Here is a 19788-nt window from a genome sequence, read left to right as displayed (position 1 = left end):
CTCATACAAAACGCCCCCTTAAACCTTGTCCATGTTGGTTGCGTTTCGTTATGTCGCAAGGTAGGGGGCGTTTGTGACGCTGTATGAAGTTTTTAGCCTTTCGCTTTTTCCATTTTCTACCGCACCCGATTGACCTTACAATCTCATTCTCGATACAGCGTGCTGCAAACGTCGCAAGCTTGGTCCCTTTGTCGGGACTAAACGATTCGATCGCTTTGATTAAGCCGATGGTACCGATTGAGATTAAATCCTCCAGGTCCTCCCCGGTATTGTCGAATTTCTTGACGATATGCGCGACCAGACGGAGGTTGTGCTCGATGAGCAGGTTACGCGAATGCTGATTTCCCTGGGCCATCAACCGCAAGTGTTTTTCCTCTTCATCCTCCGCGAGCGGTTGGGGAAACGCGTTGTTTTTGACATACGAAACCAACAGCATTAATTCTTTGATGAACAAAGCGACCGCTGAGAAAAATCCGGGCACGAACAACACCTCCCAATAGTCTGAACCCCAGAGCCTCATGATGAGATTACTACTATGGTATGTGGGCTGCCGCCCATACGTGCCTGTACCGCCGAAATTTCGCGCTTATTCTGATGAGGCATTACATCGCTTTTATTTGTGAAATATATCACTTACCTGAAATCAACACCGTATTATACTAGGCCTGTAGGCCACGAATCCATGTGAATTAACTCATTCTCTACGAAAGCCGGGATCCAAAATGAAGCAAGAAAGCAATCACACCTTGAACCCCACGGACATCTTTTTTCTCAATACGCGATTCCTTTTAATCGTTATGGTCGTTCTAGGTAATATTCTGATGCCGCTGCTATCCACCCATGCGGAGGCGCAGGCCATCGTGATGACCATTTTCACCTTTCATATGCCGATCTTCGTTCTGATCACGGGATACTTCTCCAAGGGCTTCCCTGAGGATCCGCAGCTGCAGCAGGTGCTTCTGCGCATTCTTCTGCAGTATCTGATTTTCCAAACACTCTACTCAGCTTTGGACTACTTCTTCTTTCGTACTGCACATACCGTCTATTCCTTTTGGGCACCCTACTGGATGCTCTGGTTCCTGTTCAGCCACCTAGGCTGGAAGCTGCTCCTAATCGTCTTTCGAAAGCTGAAGCACCCGCTTCTCACGGCTTGGATGCTGGGTATCCTTGTCGGGTATTTGCCTTTCGACGGCTTCTGGGCAAGCATCAGCCGGACCTTTGTGTTTTTTCCGTTTTTCCTCATGGGTTACTATTATCAAGGTATTTTTTTGACGAAAGCCGCGCGCAGCCTTCGCTTAAAGCTGGCCGCAGCCCTCTTGCTGGCACTGGTCGCTGCTGGATTTTATACAGGGACCTTCCATCTATCGATAGATTGGCTGCTGGGAAGCCGCACCTATCACGAAATGAACCTAAGCCATTGGTATGTCGGCTTGGGCCGAATCGCCGTTTATGCATTCGCACTGGTTGCCTCAGCAGCGTTCCTGATGCTGCAAAGCACCAAATACAGTCGAATCACGACATGGGGGGAGCGCACCGTTTATGTGTTCCTCCTGCACGGAGCCGTCATCAAGGTGCTGACAGCTGCAGGTATCTATGAAGCTCCATGGCCGCCTTTGGCAACGGTTCTCCTTATGGTCATCCTAGGGATCGCCATAACACTTCTGTTGTCGGGCTCGCGCGTAGCTGCGGTGACGCATCCCTTGATCCATCCGAACCCGCAGCCCTTCCTCGGTAAAATCAGAAGCTTTCATCGCACATAGCACTGATAACGTAAAACAACCCGTACCGTGCTCATTAGGGCGCAGTACGGGTTTTCTATAGCTAGCTTAGCTTAGCTTAAAAGCGATATCGATCTCTTTGATCTTTTTTTCGTCGATCGGAACGATCTCACCCAGACAGCGTGTCGAGATCAGTGCCTTAGCGCTGTATTCCGCCACCTCCAGGCGATCGAAGGCATTCAGCAGATTTTGTCCCGTCACGATGACGCAATCATTGGCGACAAGGGCAAGCGGCGTATCCTCGCGAAACACCTTGGCAGATTCCAACGGCGAATGGAATGTCATTCCATATGGGAGCTTGGGAATGGTCCGAAGCAGGATATAGCTCTCCGGAATCGTTCTGGAGTCGAAGTCGCTATCCGTTACGGCAAACGCCATAATGTTCGGAGGATGTGCGATAATGATCGAACCGACATGCGGCTGCGTCTCGTAAATCTGCTGATGCAGCAGCACGGAACGGCTCGGCATTTTACCGGCTTCCTTCTTCCCGTGTTCGATTCTCACCAAATCTTCCGGCTCCAGATATTTCCGGTCTACCGCATAGGGTGTAATGATGAAGGAGCCATCCTCCAGTCGCTGCGAGAAGGTCCCCTGCGTGCTTGTAAAAAGCTTCTGATCATACGCCCGGTGGATCAGCTCGCACATATCTCTTCGAAGCTCTTTTTCTTTGGCGGAGAACGTCACCGGCGAGAATTCGTCCAAATTGGCGTGCATTTTCTTACCGATGCTTTCCTTTCCCTGCGGCAGCGGTATGCCAAGCCGGTTCGCCTTAATTTCAAGTCTTGCACAGTAGTCCAGTGTCTCGAAGATGTTAAAGGCCTCGTACAAGGTGTTGGATCCGATCACGACACCGTGATTTTCGAGCATCACCGCATTCACGCCCTCGGAGAACACCGACGCGATGTTCTGCCCGAGCTCCTCGCTGCCGGGAAGAGCATACTCCGCCATGCCAATGTCGCCGCAGATTTGGTAATCGTTCGGAAGAAGGTAAAGATTCGGCAATCTTCTTACCATGCTGAAGGCTACCAGCGCCGGAGGATGAGCATGGACAACCGCCTTCAAATCCGGTCTCTGCCGGTAAATCTGCTGATGAAACGGAAATTCGCTGGAGGGCCTGTGCAGGCCGAGCACCTCACCGCTTCGCTTAACACAAACAATATCCTGACGCCTTAAGCTTCCCTTGTCCACTCCGGCCGGTGTAATCCAGATATCCCCGTTCTCATCCAGCAGCGAGACATTTCCTCCGGAAGTGGTTGTCATCCCGTAATGATAAATGCGCTCCATCATCTGAAGAATTTGATCCGCAGGATGCGTAAGTAATGAATGCATGCCCCTCACCTCGTTTTATTGTTTGTACCCGTTTCTATCCGTTTTGTTCTGTTTTTATTATAAACGATAGGAAATCATCCTCGATGTGATCTAAGTTACAGAGATAAAAAAAACAGGTACCCGCAAAGGATACCTGTTATGACACAAATGAAGTTATATTCCCGCGCCATCCTCATTGAAGTTTCGTTTCTCCGCTTGAGACGCGTCATAAAGACTTTTCAAACCAACCGTTGCAATCAGTAGCGAGGCTAGAACGAACAAGGTATAGAAGGAAGGCTCAAAGAAGATTTTCACAAGAACGAAGGAGACAACCATGGAAAGCAGTGGAGATACGATCCATACCTTCATAATCTTCGCGATGATCCCCTTCTGCCACAGCTTAAAACCATGATCGGCTGTGCCGATTCCAAGAATCGCCGTTGTTGTAATCTGTGTCAACGGTACCGGGATCCCCAGAAGCGAAGCAATTATGACCAAGGTCCCTCCCGTACCCGAGATAAAAATCCCCTGCAGCAGCGACATATTGGTAATCTTCTTGCCATTCGTTTCGAGCACCCTGCCTCCTAGCAGGATGGCACCAAGGGAAACAAACAAACCGCCCCAAAACACTCCGGAGCCTGCACTCATGAGACCTGCACCTACCAGCGGTCCGACAGCGTTGGCCACATTATTCATCCCCGCGGAGAAGGCTTCCACGAACCCGGCCAGGATGACGAGAACCATCAGCACCCGTTTCCATTTGCCGCTCCCCACACCGCGCCACTTCGGATCCTTGCGCTCCAGGTACCGGATCAGATACCCGGCTCCCCAGGCAAGCGCAAAGGCAATCAACGGGAAAATCACCCAGAATGAAACGATGTACAACACATTTTTGACGAACAGCACCTCGTAGGCTACACCGACACCCACCACTGCACCGACCGTCACTTCGCTGGTGGACAATGGAATGCCCATCATGTTGGAGGTGAACAGGGTTACGGTAGCCGACAATAAGATGACGATAACGAGATATACCGTCAGCATGCTCGAAGGGATGATGCCTTTACCTAAGGTCTTTACGACTTCTCCCCCACCCAGATAGGCCCCCAGGAAAACACCGATGGCTACTAAAATTAACGCAAATCGTTTGTTCTTAATAGCTCCGCTGCCATAGGCAACGCCCATAGATGCCGCGGCCCCGCTCGCTCCGATATTCATGGCAAAAAACAGGGCGATAATTATAGCAATCACTGTAAAAGTCACGCAGTTCAGCTCCTCGTGGAGTATTCCCTACTATTTCACTTTGAATAGTTAAGATAATTGGATATGCCTCATTTTACCGTTAACCGTACACAGCGTCAATATGATCTTTCACGAAAATAAATAAATTCATTTCGAAAAAATTTGTCTAAAAAATTCATAAACTTCCTAAATATTTGTCAATTAAGCTCTTATGGTGTCAAAATAAACTTGAAAAAGTTGTATAATATTTTTTAGTAAAGTCTTTAGAATTTCCCCTTCGAGAGGAATTGAAGCTGTGGTTCATCCTATTCGCCGCTTGCTGCTCTTGTTATTGCTTATTTTGATTCTTCTTCCGGCCCCTAAGGCGATGGCCCTCCATGAAAATCCGGTCCCGTTTCGCTTAGGTCATATGGATGCCAGCGGCACCAGCTTACATCATCGAAGCTCACTGTACCTGAACGGAGAATGGCAATTTTACTGGCAGCAGCTGCTGAGCCCTTCTTCCTTCAACGATCGGACGACAGCTTTCCAGTGGGTTCAGGTACCCCATGTTTGGAAGAGCAACGAAACCGCTCCATCTAATGAAGGCTATGCAACATATCGCATGACGATGACCCTCCATCCCGACGATGTTTCTACATTAAAGGGAATCTATATTCACGGCATCGCATCCGCCTACTACCTGTGGGTAAACGGAGAGCTCCTACTTGAGAACGGGGTCGTGGGAATGGATCAAACCTCCATGAGCCCTAAGCATTACTCGCGGGTTGCCGTCTTTCAGCCTAAGCAGCAGGAGCTTGAGATTGTCATTCAAGTATCGAACTTTGTCCAGCGCAAGGGCGGGATATGGGAGAAGATTGAGCTAGGCGAAGCGGACTCCATTCTATTTGCCCGTGAGAAGAGCATGACGTTGCAGACCTTCATCTCCAGCGGCTTATTCCTGATCGGCTTATACCATCTGGCGCTCTATTGGTTTCGAAAGCGCGACAAGATCGCCTTCTACATGGCTATTTGCAGCTTGCTGTTTTCGATCCGAACGATGCTTCTTGGAGACAACATTCTCGTCCGGCTTCTGCCTCAGCTTGATTGGGAGCTCATGGTAAAGGTCGAATATTTATCACCCTATTTGTCCATACCGTTGTTTATGCTGTTTGTCCGCGAGCTGTATCCTAAAGAAACTACGGCATGGGTCACTCGTATCACGCTTCTCGTCGGATTCGTTTTTTGTGCGACGGTCCTAGTATTTCCGGCACGGGTGTTTACCTACACCATGAGTGCTTTTCAAATCTATACGGCGCTAGTACTCACCTACATTGTCGGTGTTTTCATCGTTGCCGCCTATCGGCGCCGCGAGCACGCTCGGCTTCAATGCTCCGTCATTCTGCTTATGATTGCCGGCGTAACAAACGATATGTTATATCATAACCATGTGATAACATCCATCGATTTTTCACCATTGGGAATATATATTTACTTATTTGCCCAAACGCTGATTATCGCCTTTCGCTACTCTCAATTTCAATATAAGGTGGAGCGAATGTCGGAGGAGCTTAAAGATTGGAATGCAAAGCTTGAGGAGCGGATTCGGGAGAGAACGCACGAGCTGGAAGCCAGCCATACCGAGCTTCGCATTGCCTATGACCAGCTGAACCGAATGGAGGAATCTCGTCGGTCGCTCATTGCCAACATTTCGCACGAGCTGAAAACCCCGATGACGACGATCCAGGGCTACATTAAAGCGATGATCGACGGGATTGTGCCGATGAATGATTCCAAGCCATTGCAAATGGTATACGGTAAAGTTCTGTTTGTCGGGCGCCTTGTGCAGGACCTCTTCGAGCTGTCGAAGCTGGAGTCCAATCAGATCAAGTTTGCCTTCACAACGGTTCCCGTGAAGGAATTTCTCGATTCGGTGCTTATGCAATTCCAGCTGGATATCCGCAGCAAGGGCTACGAATTCGAGCTGTTCCGGGACGAACGGCTGACCCATGAGAATCCGAACGTGATTATCGATCAGGACCGCATTCTGCAGGTCATGACGAATTTACTGTATAACGCAGTCAAATTTACACCCGAGGGCGGAAGCATCACGGTCCGTGCCTCCCGTACCGCCCAATCCGAGCTTCTGATTGAAGTTAAGGACACAGGGGTAGGTATGGAGGAAGACGTAATCCCGCATGTCTTCGAGAGGTTCTATAAAGGCGCGCGCCATAAGCCGCTCAATCGTGACGGAACGGGTTTAGGCCTGTCGATCGTCAAGGAAATCGTTACGCAGCACGGCGGCCAAGTTGGTGTAACCAGTCGATTGCAGGAGGGCAGCACCTTTTACTTTACACTGCCGCTTCGCGATGAAAGGGAGGAGCTTTCGGATGTCATCGGATAACAAACGTGTGATGGTCGTTGAGGATGAGCCGGAGATTCGAGAATTGATATTGTTATACTTAAAGGCCGAAGGGTTTCAAACCTACACCGCAGACAATGCGGAAGAAGCGTTGCCCTTATTTGGCGCTGTCAATCCCGACCTCGTGCTGCTGGATATCCAGCTGCCGGGTAACGACGGCTATACCCTATGTGAAGAGATTCGAAAATATTCGAACGTGCCTATTATTTTTCTAACCTGCCGCACCGATAACGATGATGTCATCAAGGGACTCAAGCTGGGGGCGGACGATTACATCGCAAAGCCCTTCGACCCTAAGGTTGTAATGGCTCGAATCCATTCCAACCTGCGCCGTTCCTCGATATTTAGAAGAGATATGATTGAACAAAATCAGGAACACCTTCCCCGTGTTCTGCAGTTCGGTCCGCTTGTGCTCGATTTGGAGAGCTACAGCGCCTCCATGAACGGAGAACCGATTCCATTAGCAACGAAGGAGATGCAGCTGCTGCTTTTTTTTGCCAAGCATGTTGGGGAAGTATTCTCGCTTGAAGAGCTCTATTCCGCCGTTTGGGGCCAATCCAGCAACAGCGATACCCGCACCGTCATGGTTCATCTCAGTAATCTTCGGAAGAAGCTGGAGCCCGTTTCACCAATTTCCAATTATATCCACAACATTCGTGGGGTCGGCTACAAATTCCTGCCGTCGGCCAGCGTAGATAAGTCATGAGAAGGGGGGTATGGGCATGAGCAACATACCTGTTTTGATTGTTGAGGACGGGGAAGAAATTCGCGAGCTTCTTCGTTTATACCTTATGCCGAACGGGTTTCACGTTACAATGGCCGAGGATGGCCGCAGCGGCTTAGAGAAATTCCGTCAGGTGCAGCCCAGCATCGTACTTCTGGATATTAATCTTCCGGATATCAACGGGTATGAGGTATGCCGTAAGATTCGGGAGCAGTCGAATGTGCCGATCGTTTTTATCAGCTGCAACACTTCCTCAGAGGATATCGTTCGAGGTCTGGAGCTTGGTGGAGACGATTATATCGAGAAGCCTTTCGATCCCGCTGTGGTTGTAGCCCGCATTATTGCCAACCTGCGTCGCGCGCCCATCGGACAAGTCTCGAATCCCGTTCTGGTTACAGAGGATGAATTGGTTCGCATACGGGACCTTGTCATTGATCCGAAGCATCTTCGCGTCCATGTTGGCGGTACGAGCATCTCTCTAACCGCAAAGGAAATGCAGCTGCTTCTCTATATGGTGAAGCACCCGAACCGTACGCTGACCTCCGATCAATTATACTATGGCGTTTGGGGTGCAGACAGCATGGGTGACACCAGAACGATTCAGGTGCATATCAGCAGCATTCGCAGAAAAATTGAAGCCAACCCCGCCGTACCGGAATATATCCTGAATATACGGGGAATTGGCTATAAGCTCCAGGTCTGATGCTGGTTGTCACACGATATTTCGCTTGAGCTTCGGCTGCCGTTCGGAGGCTGAGGCTTCCACGTCAGAAGCGGCGATCTGAAAGCCGAGAAGAGTAATATCGTCTCGCTGTGCCGCTTCCCCCATGTAATCCTCCAGCTCTCGCCACAGTTCTGCAACCAGCTCCGATACAGGCAGCTCCTGCCTCTCCTCCAGCAATCGCTGGAACCTCTTCTTGCCGAAGCCGTAGACGGTTTCAGCCCCTCTTTGATCATAGAAGCCGTCGGAAGCCATGAAGAATGAGCTCTCGGGACCAAACTCCGTCTCATGCTCTTGATAAACGTAGTGCTCGGGCGTTTTACGATATCCGATACTTTTGCGGTTTCCTTCCAGAACGCGAAGACCATCCGCATCCTTAACGTAAAGAGAAAGCTTCGCCCCTGAGAACGACAATCGGGAGCGGCGGTGATCGATGAAGAGAAGACCCAGATCAAAGCCGTCGTCGGTAATTCCGTTGCCGGTTTGCTGATGCAGCGTCTGCTTGACCAGCCCATTCAGCTGGTGCAGAAACTCTCCGGGCCCGTGGACCTCTTCCTGCTCCGCAACCCGGTCCAGCAAAGAGATCGCCAGCATCGTCATGAAGGCTCCCGGTACTCCATGACCGGTACAATCCCCCAAGGCGACCCAGACACCGCCGGAAACAGGCTTGACCCAGTAAAAATCGCCGCCAACCGTATCGCGCGGCTGCCATTTTACATGAGATCGAATCCCTGCCGCGGTCCACTGTGCAGCTTGCGGCAGCAACGACTCTTGAATTCTCTTGGCATAATCGATGCTGTCGGTGAGCTGATCATTGCGTTCGGCGAGCTCTCTTGTTCGCACCTGAACCTTAGCTTCAAGCTCTTGGTTCAACTGAAGCGCCCGTTTATAAGGATTGGCCAACCGATGCGAAATAAAATAAAAGAGAGCTAAAATCATAATAAAGGTAAAAAGGGAAACAATGGCTGTGTTCGTTTTGATATTGTGAAGTACCGATACCGTTTCCTTCCGTTCCACCCGAAAGAGCAGCTGCAGACCGGTCGAACTTAAAGGATAGCTGATCATGTCCATTAAGCCGCCTTCTGCCGTTTCGCTCTCCGTCACATGAACCCTCCCGTCATTCTTCAGCTGCCCTAACAGAAGAGGGTCGACGTAGTCGTGAATCGGCCTGCCGAAATGCTCCAGGCGGTCGGAGAGCACAATCTCTCCACTGTCGTTGATCAGCCAAAGATTGCTGTTCTCCCCGTATTTAAACTCCTGAAATTGCTTGGAAAGCAGCTGGAGGGTCATTCCGACACCGACAATCGCCAGCGGCTTCTCGCTTTCATCCTTCATCATGGCATTCACGAAGACGAACGTATCCTTGCGCTCCTCGTTATAGTCCACTTGGACGTCAACCAGCTTCTCTGCTTGGATCAGGTCGAAGAACCATCTGTCGTCGGGATCACTCGGAGTTACCGTATCGATGATACGGCCGCTTTCCGACCAGTAATGCCGGGTCAACGCGCTAACTACGAACGAATTGCTGTAACCGAACTGCTTGGAAAGGAGCGCGAGCTTCTGCAGAGCATCCTTGCCGAGAGCTTCATCCGCTTCTCCGCCCTTCACCCAGCGGATCAATTGCGGATCCATAGCCATAATGAGCGAAGTTTCCTTCGCTTTCTCGATATGCCCGTCCACCTTGGCCGCCATTGATTCCACGATACGGACCAAATCCTTATCCTTCCACTTTCGCACGAGCTCATCTTCCGTGAACCCATAGGTGATCACGCCGATCAGCAGCATGGAAAACACGATGACAACGCTGGCAAAGCCAATGACCTTTAGCGTCCCTTTATCATAGTGTTTCATCGGTTCACGCTTCTTTTATCATCAGAATATCAAATGGCATGCTCATATCTTCCTGGAACTCCTCAGCGCATTCCAATTCACTGTCATTTTCCTCGTTGCAATACCACTCGAGCCTGATGTTCTTGCCCGCTTGGTAAGCCTCCTCGAACTTTTCCAGTAACATCATCATGCATTTCGTGCTGCTGGTATTGATGTAAGGAAGCTCCAAAGATACCGTAACCACCTCTTGACCTTGAAGCGTACCGATATACTGATCAACCCATGCAAAGATCGGCTCATAAAATTTAAAAGCGTTCTCCGGATAAGACTCTCCTTTCATAGTCAATCGATGCAATGTAGGATCGAAGGCAATTTCAGGTGTACTCTTGGTAGCTGCGATATACAGGCTGTTCAACTAAACCACCGCCTTCAGTGTAAAGAATGATACCTCGTCATCAATCTGAGTAACCGTATATTCCAAAGGCTTGCTGGTTTTTCGGGCCATCTCGACGAGACCGATCCCCGCTCCGCTGCACCCGTCGGGGAGCTCTCGCTTCAGCAGCTCCTTATAGAGCTTTTTCAGCTCCGCCTTGTCGAGCCCGATCAAATGCTTAAGCTTGTCCTTTAATTCTTCCACATCCTTATTTTCAACGAGATTTCCGGAGCTAACGATGCTTCCGTCCTCTTCCTTTCCGATCGTAACAATACTGGAAGAAGCAATCCTTTCATAAGAGGGGCTTCCCTGCTTGCTTAAACAGTAATTTTTAATATTTTGCGTTTGCTCGATGAAGATCGAGAAGATTTCCCTGATTTCGCTGGTCGGGCGCTCTTCATCCTCCAAATATTTGCGGACTGCAGCCCCGTATTCCTCGATCAGCCCTTGCGAAAGTCGCCCGGAAAAACTGATCAGGATTTTCTTTTGCCGTAAAAAGCTCTGAACCTCAAAAAGGTGATTGGTCATGCAGATTCTCCTTCCAGGAAGTATTTTCGAAATTCTCTGGGCTCAGCTGTATTGGGATGGTAAGTAAGGAAGCTTTCTCCCCCAGTTGAACCGTAAGCCCGCCTACGAAGCTTTCTACAGACTTGTCTTTAAGTTGCTCGATTTGGGCACCCTCTGCCCAAGTAACCCGCACGAACAGCTTACCGATTCTTGAATCGTGATGATGCAGTTCATAATTGATGTCTATCTGTATGTTTGCGCCCCATAACACCTGTTCCATCGGCCGCTCGAACAGCATAACTAGGGCATGAGTTAACGATGTCGGTTCAAGCCAGAGCATAATCCGTTCTGCATGAGCAATAGGAACGATGGCTGAAACCCGGTCAGGGTAAAGAGCCGCCTTGCAAAGCTGGGCATGGTGCTCCGATAAGCGCTCGAGCAAATCATTCGCTTTAAGCGGCCGCCGGTAGTAGGGCATATTTTGAGCCTTTTGGCTTGTTAAAAGGAACAAATCCTTGATCAAGTGATTCACCGTCAAAATCTTGTTATAAATCATTCGCAGATATTTATCGTCAGCGGTGATCACACGATCCAGCATGGCTTTAATATAGCCTTGTATCGTAGACATGGGGGTACCAAGCTCATGGGAAATATCCGCAATCAGCTGCCGCCTGATTTGTTCTTGATGTTTTAAATTGTTGTGGGCTTCATGCAGCTCCTGTTCCTGCTTCTTCAACGTTTCTCCTTGAATGTCGCTGATTCGAGAAATTTTCATAGCTGTTTTTAACAGCTTTTCGTAATCGTTGATCAATTCGGAATACAGCTCGCGAGACTCATCCGCCCATCGATTTTTATCCAGCGCTTCCTTGGCTTGATCCAGCACATGGAGCTCGTCTTGGAACAGTCGCTTATATTGATATTTCCGCTGCTCTCTTCCCGCCATTCGTCCACCTCCGCTCTGTCTCATTATAGTCGAAATATGTCGTTACATTGAGTAAAGAATCGCTAAAGAATTTAAAGTTTAGTAAATCATCCTCCGCATCGGATAAGCAATGCGCATGACAAGACCTTCCCCGTCCTCCGGCGGCGGGGTAACATTCGGCACATACGCAAGCCCATCCGATCCGTGCAGCGCCGATACAGCGAGTGCCAAGCTGTCCACCAAATCGTCCCGGGCGACCTGACTTCGCGGGGTACGTGCGAGCGTATCAACAACGATCTGCTCCGATGGTGCATAAAGTTTTGACAAAATTTCCATTCGTTCCTTATAACCGGATTCCGTCTTTTTATTATTTCTCATCGGGGCACCGGACCAAGCGGCAAAAGCCAGCTCCGGGTGGGACTCTTGAAAACGCAGCTTGGCGAGGGGTTCGGAACGAACGAGACGGTCAAGCTCTCGAATCTTCGGGACGATGTTCCATGTTTGCTTGGAAAGACCTTTCCCGGACAGCCTTCGCTGCCATTCACCGGCTTGTTCGTAATTGGCCGCTTCCAATACCTCGCGTACCGGAACGGGAAAAATGCTCGAAGCCCGGTACGGTTTCAATAGGGCCCTCGCCTCCGACTCGCAATGCCGCATATGCCGTGTATCCGGCAGCCCGATCGGCATATCAATCAGAATCAATTCCGCATCCCGATGAGCTTCCCAGAGCTCTGCTATGTGCTTATACAAGAAGACTTGTCCAGTAGAGTTATCCATATGAAAAACGGTGGCGGCCCAGCCGAAAGGACAGCCATCGATACCGACATAGGTTCGCATAACATCCCCCCCTTCTAATAGCATTTTGTACAGCCATATCAGGAACAATTAAAACTCCAGCTTCGCCTACTCCGTTCGGAATGACATCATCACCCCAATATACCATTTATTTCTACCTCCACTTCAAAAAAACACCTTCGTGGTATGTTACTAGGGACAACGATACAAGCAGCAGGGTATTCGTGCTCATACCATAAACACAGAGGCACGAATATATCTGAAGCTGTATGAAAACAGATACTGTTTGTTATCAGGGACGGGAGTGGATGAAATTGTCTAAAGGGATCGTAGATATTTTGGTTCTACAAGAAATGGAGGAGAATGTCGTTACGTTCGTAACCGACAGAGATGGAGGGCTCCCGCAGGACCTGCAGGAAATTCAAGAGGAGGTAACATTGACGCTCAAAAAGGGACCTCATGATGCGAAGGTAAGCATCCGAAAGGAGTATGGGGATGAATCTCCATTTCAGTTTGCGGAGATCAATCCGAAGCTGGCGAAAAAGCTCTCCATACGAAACGGCACACGTTACGCATTGGAGTATGATCCGAAGTCTAATACGCTTGAGCTTATTCGCATGCCCGCAACACAGGTAAGTGCTACGGTCACCGTTGGCCGCAGTCGTTCAAAGAGCAACCTTAGCCTAACGGTCGGTTACGCACTGTTAAGCTTATTAGGAGCAGCTGAGAATCGTCCTGCCGAAATCTTATTAAAGAAAGGAACGCGTTCGCAAAAAATCAGACTGTTCGTTCCCGAAAATGAACTGAATGGAGAATTTCGAGTAACTCCCCTGCTGGCTAACCAGTACGGGCTCGAAGACGGGAAACCTTTCCTCATGGAATATAACCAAGTAACGAAGGTTCTCTCCATTCTGGGGCCAGCAACGACGGATATCAGCATGCTGTTGCGTAAACGTAAAAGGCTCCGCAAGAGATTAACCGCAGCCGCGCTGCGTCAAGTGGTTATCTCCGTGCGTCAGAGGGCTCGCTCCCCTCGTATAGCCAGTGCGAGGAAACGCTTGAACCGGGTACGAAGCAGCAGTCGCAATCAAAACTTACCTATTTTTTGAACTGCTTCCAATCCATCTTGCTGTTATTCAATAGATGCTCAAAATCATTGTCGAGCCGCTTTTGCTCGGCTTTTTGAGCTTCTGCCGCGCGTTTGCGGGCTTCTTCTTTCTGTTTGGCTTCCTCTGCCTTCATTTCATTAGCTTGTGCCTTCAGTTTATCAACCATATCACGACTAAGCAGATCCTGCAGCGTTGCCTGCTTCTCTTGAGCAGCTTTAGGGGCTGGAGCCGTGGTGGAATTGCGTTTTTTCGCCATAACGAATACTCTCGCTTTCTCTAGAATACAACATGATGGGCACCGTCTTGCCGGGTGATGCGATAAGATCATCATATAATGATTTGCCCTAAAGTTCAAATCAACGTAGAATAAGTTACAAAAACAAATCCCTATTAATAAAGGAGCCTGTTATGTCTCTAAACCGCAGACTCATTACCGACCAGGACTTTCAGGAAGCCATGGACCGGCAGGTGAAAATCCGGGTGTTCCAAAATGATCATATCGTTGATTCCGGCGGACTTATTATCCGCTTCGACGAGTCCACCGTAGTCGTACAATCCGGCGTAAGCGACCTGTCATATCATCAAAGAAACCAATGCGAATTTTTCGATATTCGAAAGCGTTAAGCCAGCCTATAGGGAAGGAGGCGCGGGTATGAGCCATCCAATAAACGCCGGCAGGAAAGCCATCATTATCGGAGCCGGCATCGGCGGCTTGTCTGCCGCAATCGCACTGGCCCAAGCAGGCTGGGAGGTTGAGATATACGAGCGAGCGCAAGCTTTAACGGGAACCGGTGCGGGCATCGTACTGGCTTCCAATGCCATGAGGGCGCTCCACAAGCTGCATGCAGATCAGGAAGTCCGACGGCTCGGTGCCCCGGTGAGGCAGGCTCTCATTCATTCCTGGAATGGCTCATTGCTCACCCGTCTTCCTGTAGAGGAACAGGCTCGCCGGTACGGCACCTACAGCTACCTTATCCATAGAGCGGATCTGCAAGCCAGCCTTGTGCAATCGATTCCCCCCCACCGATTGCATCTAAGGCATGGGCTTGTTCAATGGGAACAGCACAATACCCATGTTACGGCTGTCTTCGACAACGGTGTCGTGGCAACAGCCGATGTCCTGGTTGGTGCCGATGGACTGCACTCCCTAGTCAGAAGCCAGCTTCCATTCCCGTCAGGGAAGCTTCGATATTCCGGCTATACGGCTCTTCGCGGTATTACCGAGCTTTCCCGCAAACGCTTCTCCCTAGCTAGCGGGGGAGGCTTCGAAGCGTGGGGCTCAGGTAAGCGGTTCGGCTTGTCCGCCATCGGACAAGGGCGATACTTCTGGTTCGCCGCGATCACTTCTCCGGAAGGAACGGCTCCGGCTGCTTCCGAACGCCGCCAATGGGCGCTTGAACACTTCAACGGCTGGATGAAGCCGATTCAAGAGGTTATAGCCTCCACAGATCCCGGCGTTATTTTATCCCACGATATATATGACCGTCCCCCGCTTTCCGGCTGGAGTCACGGACGAGTTACACTGCTTGGCGACGCCGCTCACCCGATGCTTCCGAATCTGGGGCAGGGGGGTGCCCAAGCAATGGAGGACGCATTAGAATTAGCAAGATGCTTGTCTCAGGACAATTCGGACATCCCCGGGGCACTAAAACAGTATGAGGGCAACCGCATCTCCCGGACAACGAAAGTCGTACGGCACTCCCGTCGAATGGCACGGATGGTGCAGCTAACTTCCCCGGCAGGCATCTTTCTTCGGAACACCCTTCTTCGTCTTACGCCTTCAAGCATTACTGCACAACGATTACACTGGCTGCTCGGGTACGAGTCTTGAGACTTGGCCCGAGTCCTACCCTTCTATCCCTAGGAAGCACTTTGTAGAATCTTCTCCTCTAAATTCTCACGAATCATTTGTATACGCTGCCTTACGTAAAAGTCATATACCGCCCCTTGCAGCTCCTTGAGAGGTACACGCAGCTCGGTGTGGTTATCAACGATGGTCAGAGTACCGTTGCCATAGAACGTAAACGTCACATCCATAAAGCGGCTTGGCATTTGATCGAGCAACGCGTCCGCCTGGTCCTCAGTCATGCTCTCATTGCTCGTTAGCAGCAGCTTCCTGCGGTAATCCCGCTCAATAAATCGCACAATTTTAACTTTCATCGTCAACACCCCTCTCAAGTTATCGAACATTTGTTCTTGTTCTCATTATACAGAACGTGCGTTCCTTTTTCAAGCCGTTTATAGGAAATTTTTTGAAGCAGGCTAATGTACGAAATAAAAAAGACCCGTCACCGACAGAAACTGATCCTCTGCCGAACAACAGGTCTCCTTATTATATTATCGGCGTCTCCAGATGAAGCTCCAGCAGCTTACCGTCCGAACGAATAAACCCGTTCTGCAGCTGCACCTCCTGCGCCTGATCCTTCCCTACGAATGCCTCCAGCCGCTGCTCCAGCAAATTTTCCGGAGAGAAAGCATTGGCAAGCCTAAGCATCGTCTTCACAGTATCCGCATCGTTCGATTGGGAAGCGATATTCAGCACAAGCCGATTCCCCTCCACCGCCAGCAATCCGCTGAGCCCTCCGTCATTCTTAAAGGAAACGCCGTTCTCCTGATAGCCGATCTCCAGATTCAGCTCCTTCAGAAGGCCGATGACACCCGCGCCGCCCTTCACCAGCACCTCATTCACCTGTTCTATGGAGGATACGCTTTTCCCCGCCGCTTCCTTTAGCTCAACTACCGCCGTGCTGACCTGCTCCTTTACTTGATTCAACCGCTCGAGCCCTTCCGAACAGCCTGTCGCCGCAACCAGCAGCCAAACCGCCGCCGTACCGTACAGCAGCTTCCTCAAATTCTTCGCCGTCATCACACATCTCCTTTCCTTTTCCCCAAGATTCTCGTATCATACTATACGCACAGAAACGCGAACGGTTGTAAACCGCGCGATCTTCATAATTTTGTAAGGATTTTAAGCGTTAATTCGTCAGGACTATCCTTTACTATTAAACACGAGGTGAAAACGACTTGCATACATACAATGTTCTCGTTGTTGATGACGAGGCGGAAATTCAAGAGGCTATCGAAATTTATTTGAAAAATGAAAGCATGAACGTATTCCGCGCAAACCACGGGCTGGAAGCACTCGAGGTGCTTGAGCGGGAGGACATTCACCTGATCATTCTGGACATCATGATGCCCAGGCTGGACGGAATTAAGACCACGTTCAAAATCAGAGAAAGCCGCAATATTCCAATTCTCATGCTCTCCGCCAAAACGGAGGATGCCGACAAAGTACTCGGGTTGAACGTCGGAGCCGACGATTACCTGGCCAAGCCCTTCAACCCGCTTGAGCTCGTAGCCAGGGTAAAATCTCAGCTTCGCAGGTATACCCATTTCGGCAATTACAAGCAGGAGACGGACGAAATCCACGTCCGCGGCCTGACGTTGAACAAGCAAACGAAGACGGTGTTTATTCACGATGAAGAGATTCGGCTAACGGCAACGGAGTACAAAATTTTGGAGCTTCTGATGGAGAACCGGGGACGGGTGTTTTCCATTGACGAGATTTACGAGAAGGTTTGGAAGGAGCCGTATATCAATGCGGAGAATACCGTTGCCGTTCACGTGCGGCGCATACGGGAGAAGATTGAGATCAACCCGAAGGATCCGCAATATTTAAAGGTGGTGTGGGGCATTGGCTACAAAATCGAAAAATAACCGCTTCTCTTACGCAGCGTGGCTGTTGCTTACGAGCTGTTCTCTGCTTGCCGTCCTGACGGCATGGGATATTTTTCAGCATAGAGCTTTGTTTCATAAGGACTTTTATTTTCATAGTCAAGCTTTTCAGAATCAGCTTTCAACCCATTACAACTTGATCAAGTATATTCATGTTACGCACAAAAATTATTCGGAGTGGACCGCCGCGGACAAGATCGGGCAGGACCGCCTGACCCGGATGGAGCAGCATTACAGCAGTCTCCGAAAGCAGAAAGAGAATGAGCTTGCCGGCGAGTATCGTGAGAAGCGTACCGAAGCCCGCAGCAAAGGTGCCGCCGAGGAGCTAGCCCGCCTTGAGCAAGAGGAAACGCAGAAAGCGGTTGAGGCTCTCCGCCTCATTGATCAGCAGCTCGAGAAGGAGAAGCAGCGGATCGTTGACTACCAGGACGGTGAGTATCGGGATATCCGAAGAAGTCTGGAGCAGCGCAGCCAGAGCTTGCACTATTATTTGAAGGACCGTTTATCCGGCGAGGTCTACACCAATCTGCCTTCGGCGCCGAATGGAGCCCAATTGAAGGCTTCCTTGTACGCCATGTCCTTTCCGGGCAGCTATCCGCAGCAGCCGTTCCTCCAGGCAATCGGTAACGAACTGAAGCAGCGGCAATTGGAAGGCTGGCTGATCATTCCGAGTACGGATACAGGCTACAACCAGTTTCGGGTAGATATTGCTTACTACGATTCCGTTCGCGAGAGACTGATGAAGGAATTGATACTGCTGGCGGCAGCGGTCCTCATCGCCGTCTCGACCTACCTATATATGCGTAAAACTGGTTTAGGTCAGCAAAACGAAACGGAGCGGCTATCGCAGCGTCTCGAGCAGATCCCGATCGATTTGCGTTATGCCATTCCACTCGTTATGGCGGCACTAACCTTCGGACTTGCTTCCCCTTCGGCGATTTTCAGGCTTCCTGTATCGGGGATGCAGCTTGTATCTTTCTTGCTTCCGCTGTTGATGATCCTTTGCTTATTGCTGTACACGCGACATACCCGAGACCTCCTTCGCAACCGGGAAGAGCTTAACCGACAGTGCAAAGCTAGCTTGACCGGAAGAGCCTTTGAGCTGGTCCGCTCGAGCTTAGCCTACAAGAAAATTATGTATAAAGCGGCGCTCCTTTTCATTCTGACCGCCTTGCTCGGCTTCATCGCCGTTCTGCTTATCATTGCTTTGGATGACGGAGCCGGGGGACTGGCAGCGATTTGTTCCCTGTACTTCGGCTTTTATCTTCTTATCGTCGTGCCCTATGTGATGAAACGGATCGCGGCCCTGCATGCGATTTTTACAGGGGCGGAAGCTGTAGCGGCGGGTGATTTGCATCACACTGTAAAGTTCTCCGGCAGCGGCAACCTGCAGCAGCTTGCCCATCATTTGAACAGCATGCAGCACGGCTTCAGGAAAGCGCTGGACAGTCAGATGAGAAGCGAACGACTGAAGGCCGAGCTCATTACCAATGTCTCGCATGATCTTAAGACACCGTTAACCTCCATCATTAATTATATAAATTTGCTGAAAAACGAAGAGCTTACCCAAGAGCAGACCGTGCGCTATATCGAGGTGCTGGATCGGAAAACGGACCGGCTGAAGGTGCTCATTGAGGATTTGTTCGAAGCATCCAAAATGGCCAGCGGCGCCGTTGAGCTGCAGCTGGAAAAGGTCAACGTCAGCTCGCTGCTCAGCCAAGCTTTAGCCGAATTCAGCGACCGGATCGCCGCCTCAAACTTGACCTTCAAAGTACAGGTGCCCGATCACAAGATGTACGCTACTCTGGACGGCAAGAAGACATGGCGTGTATTCGAGAATTTGATCGGAAACGCTCTAAAGTATGCAATGCCGAATACCAGGGTGCACCTGACGTTAGAGGAAACCGATACCTCCGTACTGTTCACGATCAAAAATGTATCGGCTTATCCTATCGACTTCGAGGCGGAGGAGCTGTTCGAGCGCTTTAAACGCGGCGATCAATCAAGACATACGGAAGGCTCAGGGCTGGGACTGGCTATCGCCAAAAGCATCGTCGACTTGCAAGGCGGCCGGCTGACGATCGAATTGGATGGAGACTATTTTAAGGCGATTGTCCAATTTTTGAAATAATGTGACCTTGCTCGGGCACGGCGCACGAAAGTTTCCGACTCGAGCTTTTTTATGGAATGGAGGTTGGAGGTACATCCCTTTCAGCGTTCGGGTTCTGCTACGGTCACATTTCTGCAAATAAGCAACATTTTCCCACATTTGGCAACATAACA

The 19788-nt window shown here is 50.1% G+C and carries 19 protein-coding genes and 1 pseudogene; 9 read left to right on the top strand and 11 right to left on the bottom strand.

The window, feature by feature from the left end:
* Positions 1-103 precede the first annotated feature (103 nt).
* Positions 104-481: pseudogene (locus RAC89_RS19110) on the bottom strand (sigma-70 family RNA polymerase sigma factor); the annotation flags it as partial.
* Between the two features lie 241 nt (positions 482-722).
* On the opposite strand from RAC89_RS19110, the gene RAC89_RS19105 reads away from it, so the two are divergent.
* Entirely contained in the window at positions 723-1760 is a 1038-nt protein-coding gene (locus RAC89_RS19105; protein WP_306615298.1) for an acyltransferase family protein, read from the top strand.
* A gap of 66 nt (positions 1761-1826) precedes the next feature.
* On the opposite strand, the gene RAC89_RS19100 is transcribed toward RAC89_RS19105, so the two are convergent.
* Positions 1827-3107, bottom strand: coding sequence for a class II aldolase/adducin family protein (locus RAC89_RS19100; RefSeq protein WP_306615297.1), 1281 nt, complete (start codon positions 3105-3107; stop codon positions 1827-1829).
* 153 nt (positions 3108-3260) lie between these two features.
* Positions 3261-4349: a sulfate permease gene (locus RAC89_RS19095; protein WP_306615296.1), complete on the bottom strand. Its 1089-nt coding sequence runs from the start codon at positions 4347-4349 to the stop codon at positions 3261-3263.
* Positions 4350-4623: 274 nt separating this feature from the next.
* Between RAC89_RS19095 and RAC89_RS19090 the strand changes: the two genes are divergently transcribed.
* The 3 genes from RAC89_RS19090 to RAC89_RS19080 are packed head-to-tail and all read left to right on the top strand — an operon-like array spanning position 4624 to position 8156.
* Positions 4624-6711: a sensor histidine kinase gene (locus tag RAC89_RS19090; RefSeq protein ID WP_306615295.1), complete on the top strand. Its 2088-nt coding sequence runs from the start codon at positions 4624-4626 to the stop codon at positions 6709-6711.
* Positions 6698-7435, top strand: coding sequence for a response regulator transcription factor (locus RAC89_RS19085; RefSeq protein ID WP_306615294.1), 738 nt, complete (start codon positions 6698-6700; stop codon positions 7433-7435). The genes RAC89_RS19090 and RAC89_RS19085 overlap by 14 nt, the downstream gene beginning before the upstream one ends.
* Before the next feature lie 16 nt (positions 7436-7451).
* Positions 7452-8156, top strand: a complete 705-nt coding sequence (locus RAC89_RS19080) for a response regulator transcription factor (RefSeq protein ID WP_306615293.1) — start codon at positions 7452-7454, stop codon at positions 8154-8156.
* A gap of 9 nt (positions 8157-8165) precedes the next feature.
* Here RAC89_RS19080 and RAC89_RS19075 read toward each other — a convergent pair whose 3' ends face one another.
* From RAC89_RS19075 to RAC89_RS19055, 5 genes are all read right to left on the bottom strand, one after another.
* Complete coding sequence (locus RAC89_RS19075) at positions 8166-10025, bottom strand: SpoIIE family protein phosphatase (RefSeq protein WP_306615292.1); 1860 nt, start codon at positions 10023-10025, stop codon at positions 8166-8168.
* A gap of 4 nt (positions 10026-10029) precedes the next feature.
* Positions 10030-10419 (bottom strand): DUF1987 domain-containing protein, encoded by a 390-nt coding sequence (locus tag RAC89_RS19070; RefSeq protein ID WP_306615291.1) that lies wholly within the window; start codon positions 10417-10419, stop codon positions 10030-10032.
* On the bottom strand, positions 10420-10965 hold the full coding sequence (locus RAC89_RS19065; RefSeq protein WP_306615290.1) for a SiaB family protein kinase: 546 nt from the start codon (positions 10963-10965) through the stop codon (positions 10420-10422).
* On the bottom strand, positions 10946-11887 hold the full coding sequence (locus tag RAC89_RS19060) for a sensor histidine kinase (protein ID WP_306615289.1): 942 nt from the start codon (positions 11885-11887) through the stop codon (positions 10946-10948). The genes RAC89_RS19065 and RAC89_RS19060 overlap by 20 nt, the downstream gene beginning before the upstream one ends.
* A gap of 78 nt (positions 11888-11965) precedes the next feature.
* The gene (locus RAC89_RS19055; protein ID WP_306615288.1) at positions 11966-12703 is read right to left on the bottom strand and encodes a DUF429 domain-containing protein; all 738 of its coding nucleotides are present in this window, start codon (positions 12701-12703) and stop codon (positions 11966-11968) included.
* A gap of 266 nt (positions 12704-12969) precedes the next feature.
* Here RAC89_RS19055 and RAC89_RS19050 point away from each other — a divergent pair, with 266 nt between their 5' ends.
* Positions 12970-13770: a hypothetical protein gene (locus RAC89_RS19050; protein WP_306615287.1), complete on the top strand. Its 801-nt coding sequence runs from the start codon at positions 12970-12972 to the stop codon at positions 13768-13770.
* Here the strand turns inward: RAC89_RS19050 and RAC89_RS19045 are convergent.
* Positions 13760-14026, bottom strand: a complete 267-nt coding sequence (locus RAC89_RS19045) for a YqkE family protein (protein WP_306615286.1) — start codon at positions 14024-14026, stop codon at positions 13760-13762. The two genes, RAC89_RS19050 and RAC89_RS19045, sit on opposite strands and share 11 nt — an antisense overlap.
* A 152-nt stretch (positions 14027-14178) precedes the next feature.
* On the opposite strand from RAC89_RS19045, the gene RAC89_RS19040 reads away from it, so the two are divergent.
* Positions 14179-14394, top strand: coding sequence for a hypothetical protein (locus tag RAC89_RS19040; RefSeq protein WP_284638050.1), 216 nt, complete (start codon positions 14179-14181; stop codon positions 14392-14394).
* 28 nt (positions 14395-14422) lie between these two features.
* Complete coding sequence (locus RAC89_RS19035) at positions 14423-15601, top strand: FAD-dependent oxidoreductase (RefSeq protein WP_306615285.1); 1179 nt, start codon at positions 14423-14425, stop codon at positions 15599-15601.
* A 29-nt stretch (positions 15602-15630) separates the two neighbouring features.
* Here RAC89_RS19035 and RAC89_RS19030 read toward each other — a convergent pair whose 3' ends face one another.
* Complete coding sequence (locus tag RAC89_RS19030; RefSeq protein WP_284638047.1) at positions 15631-15930, bottom strand: hypothetical protein; 300 nt, start codon at positions 15928-15930, stop codon at positions 15631-15633.
* A 172-nt stretch (positions 15931-16102) separates the two neighbouring features.
* Positions 16103-16636, bottom strand: a complete 534-nt coding sequence (locus RAC89_RS19025; RefSeq protein ID WP_306615284.1) for a hypothetical protein — start codon at positions 16634-16636, stop codon at positions 16103-16105.
* Between the two features lie 158 nt (positions 16637-16794).
* On the opposite strand from RAC89_RS19025, the gene RAC89_RS19020 reads away from it, so the two are divergent.
* A complete protein-coding gene (locus RAC89_RS19020; protein ID WP_306615283.1) occupies positions 16795-17487 on the top strand; it encodes a response regulator transcription factor in 693 nt (230 codons plus the stop codon).
* Positions 17465-19636 carry a sensor histidine kinase gene (locus RAC89_RS19015; protein WP_306615282.1) on the top strand — a complete coding sequence of 724 codons (2172 nt, stop codon included), beginning with the start codon at positions 17465-17467 and terminating at the stop codon, positions 19634-19636. The genes RAC89_RS19020 and RAC89_RS19015 overlap by 23 nt, the downstream gene beginning before the upstream one ends.
* The last annotated feature ends 152 nt before the right edge of the window (positions 19637-19788 follow it).

The organism is Paenibacillus sp. GD4 (assembly GCF_030846225.1).
GTDB classification, from domain to species: domain Bacteria; phylum Bacillota; class Bacilli; order Paenibacillales; family NBRC-103111; genus Paenibacillus_G; species Paenibacillus_G silviterrae.
The sequence above is the reverse complement of the archived record's forward strand: the minus strand, read 5'-3'. Positions and strand labels throughout refer to the sequence as shown.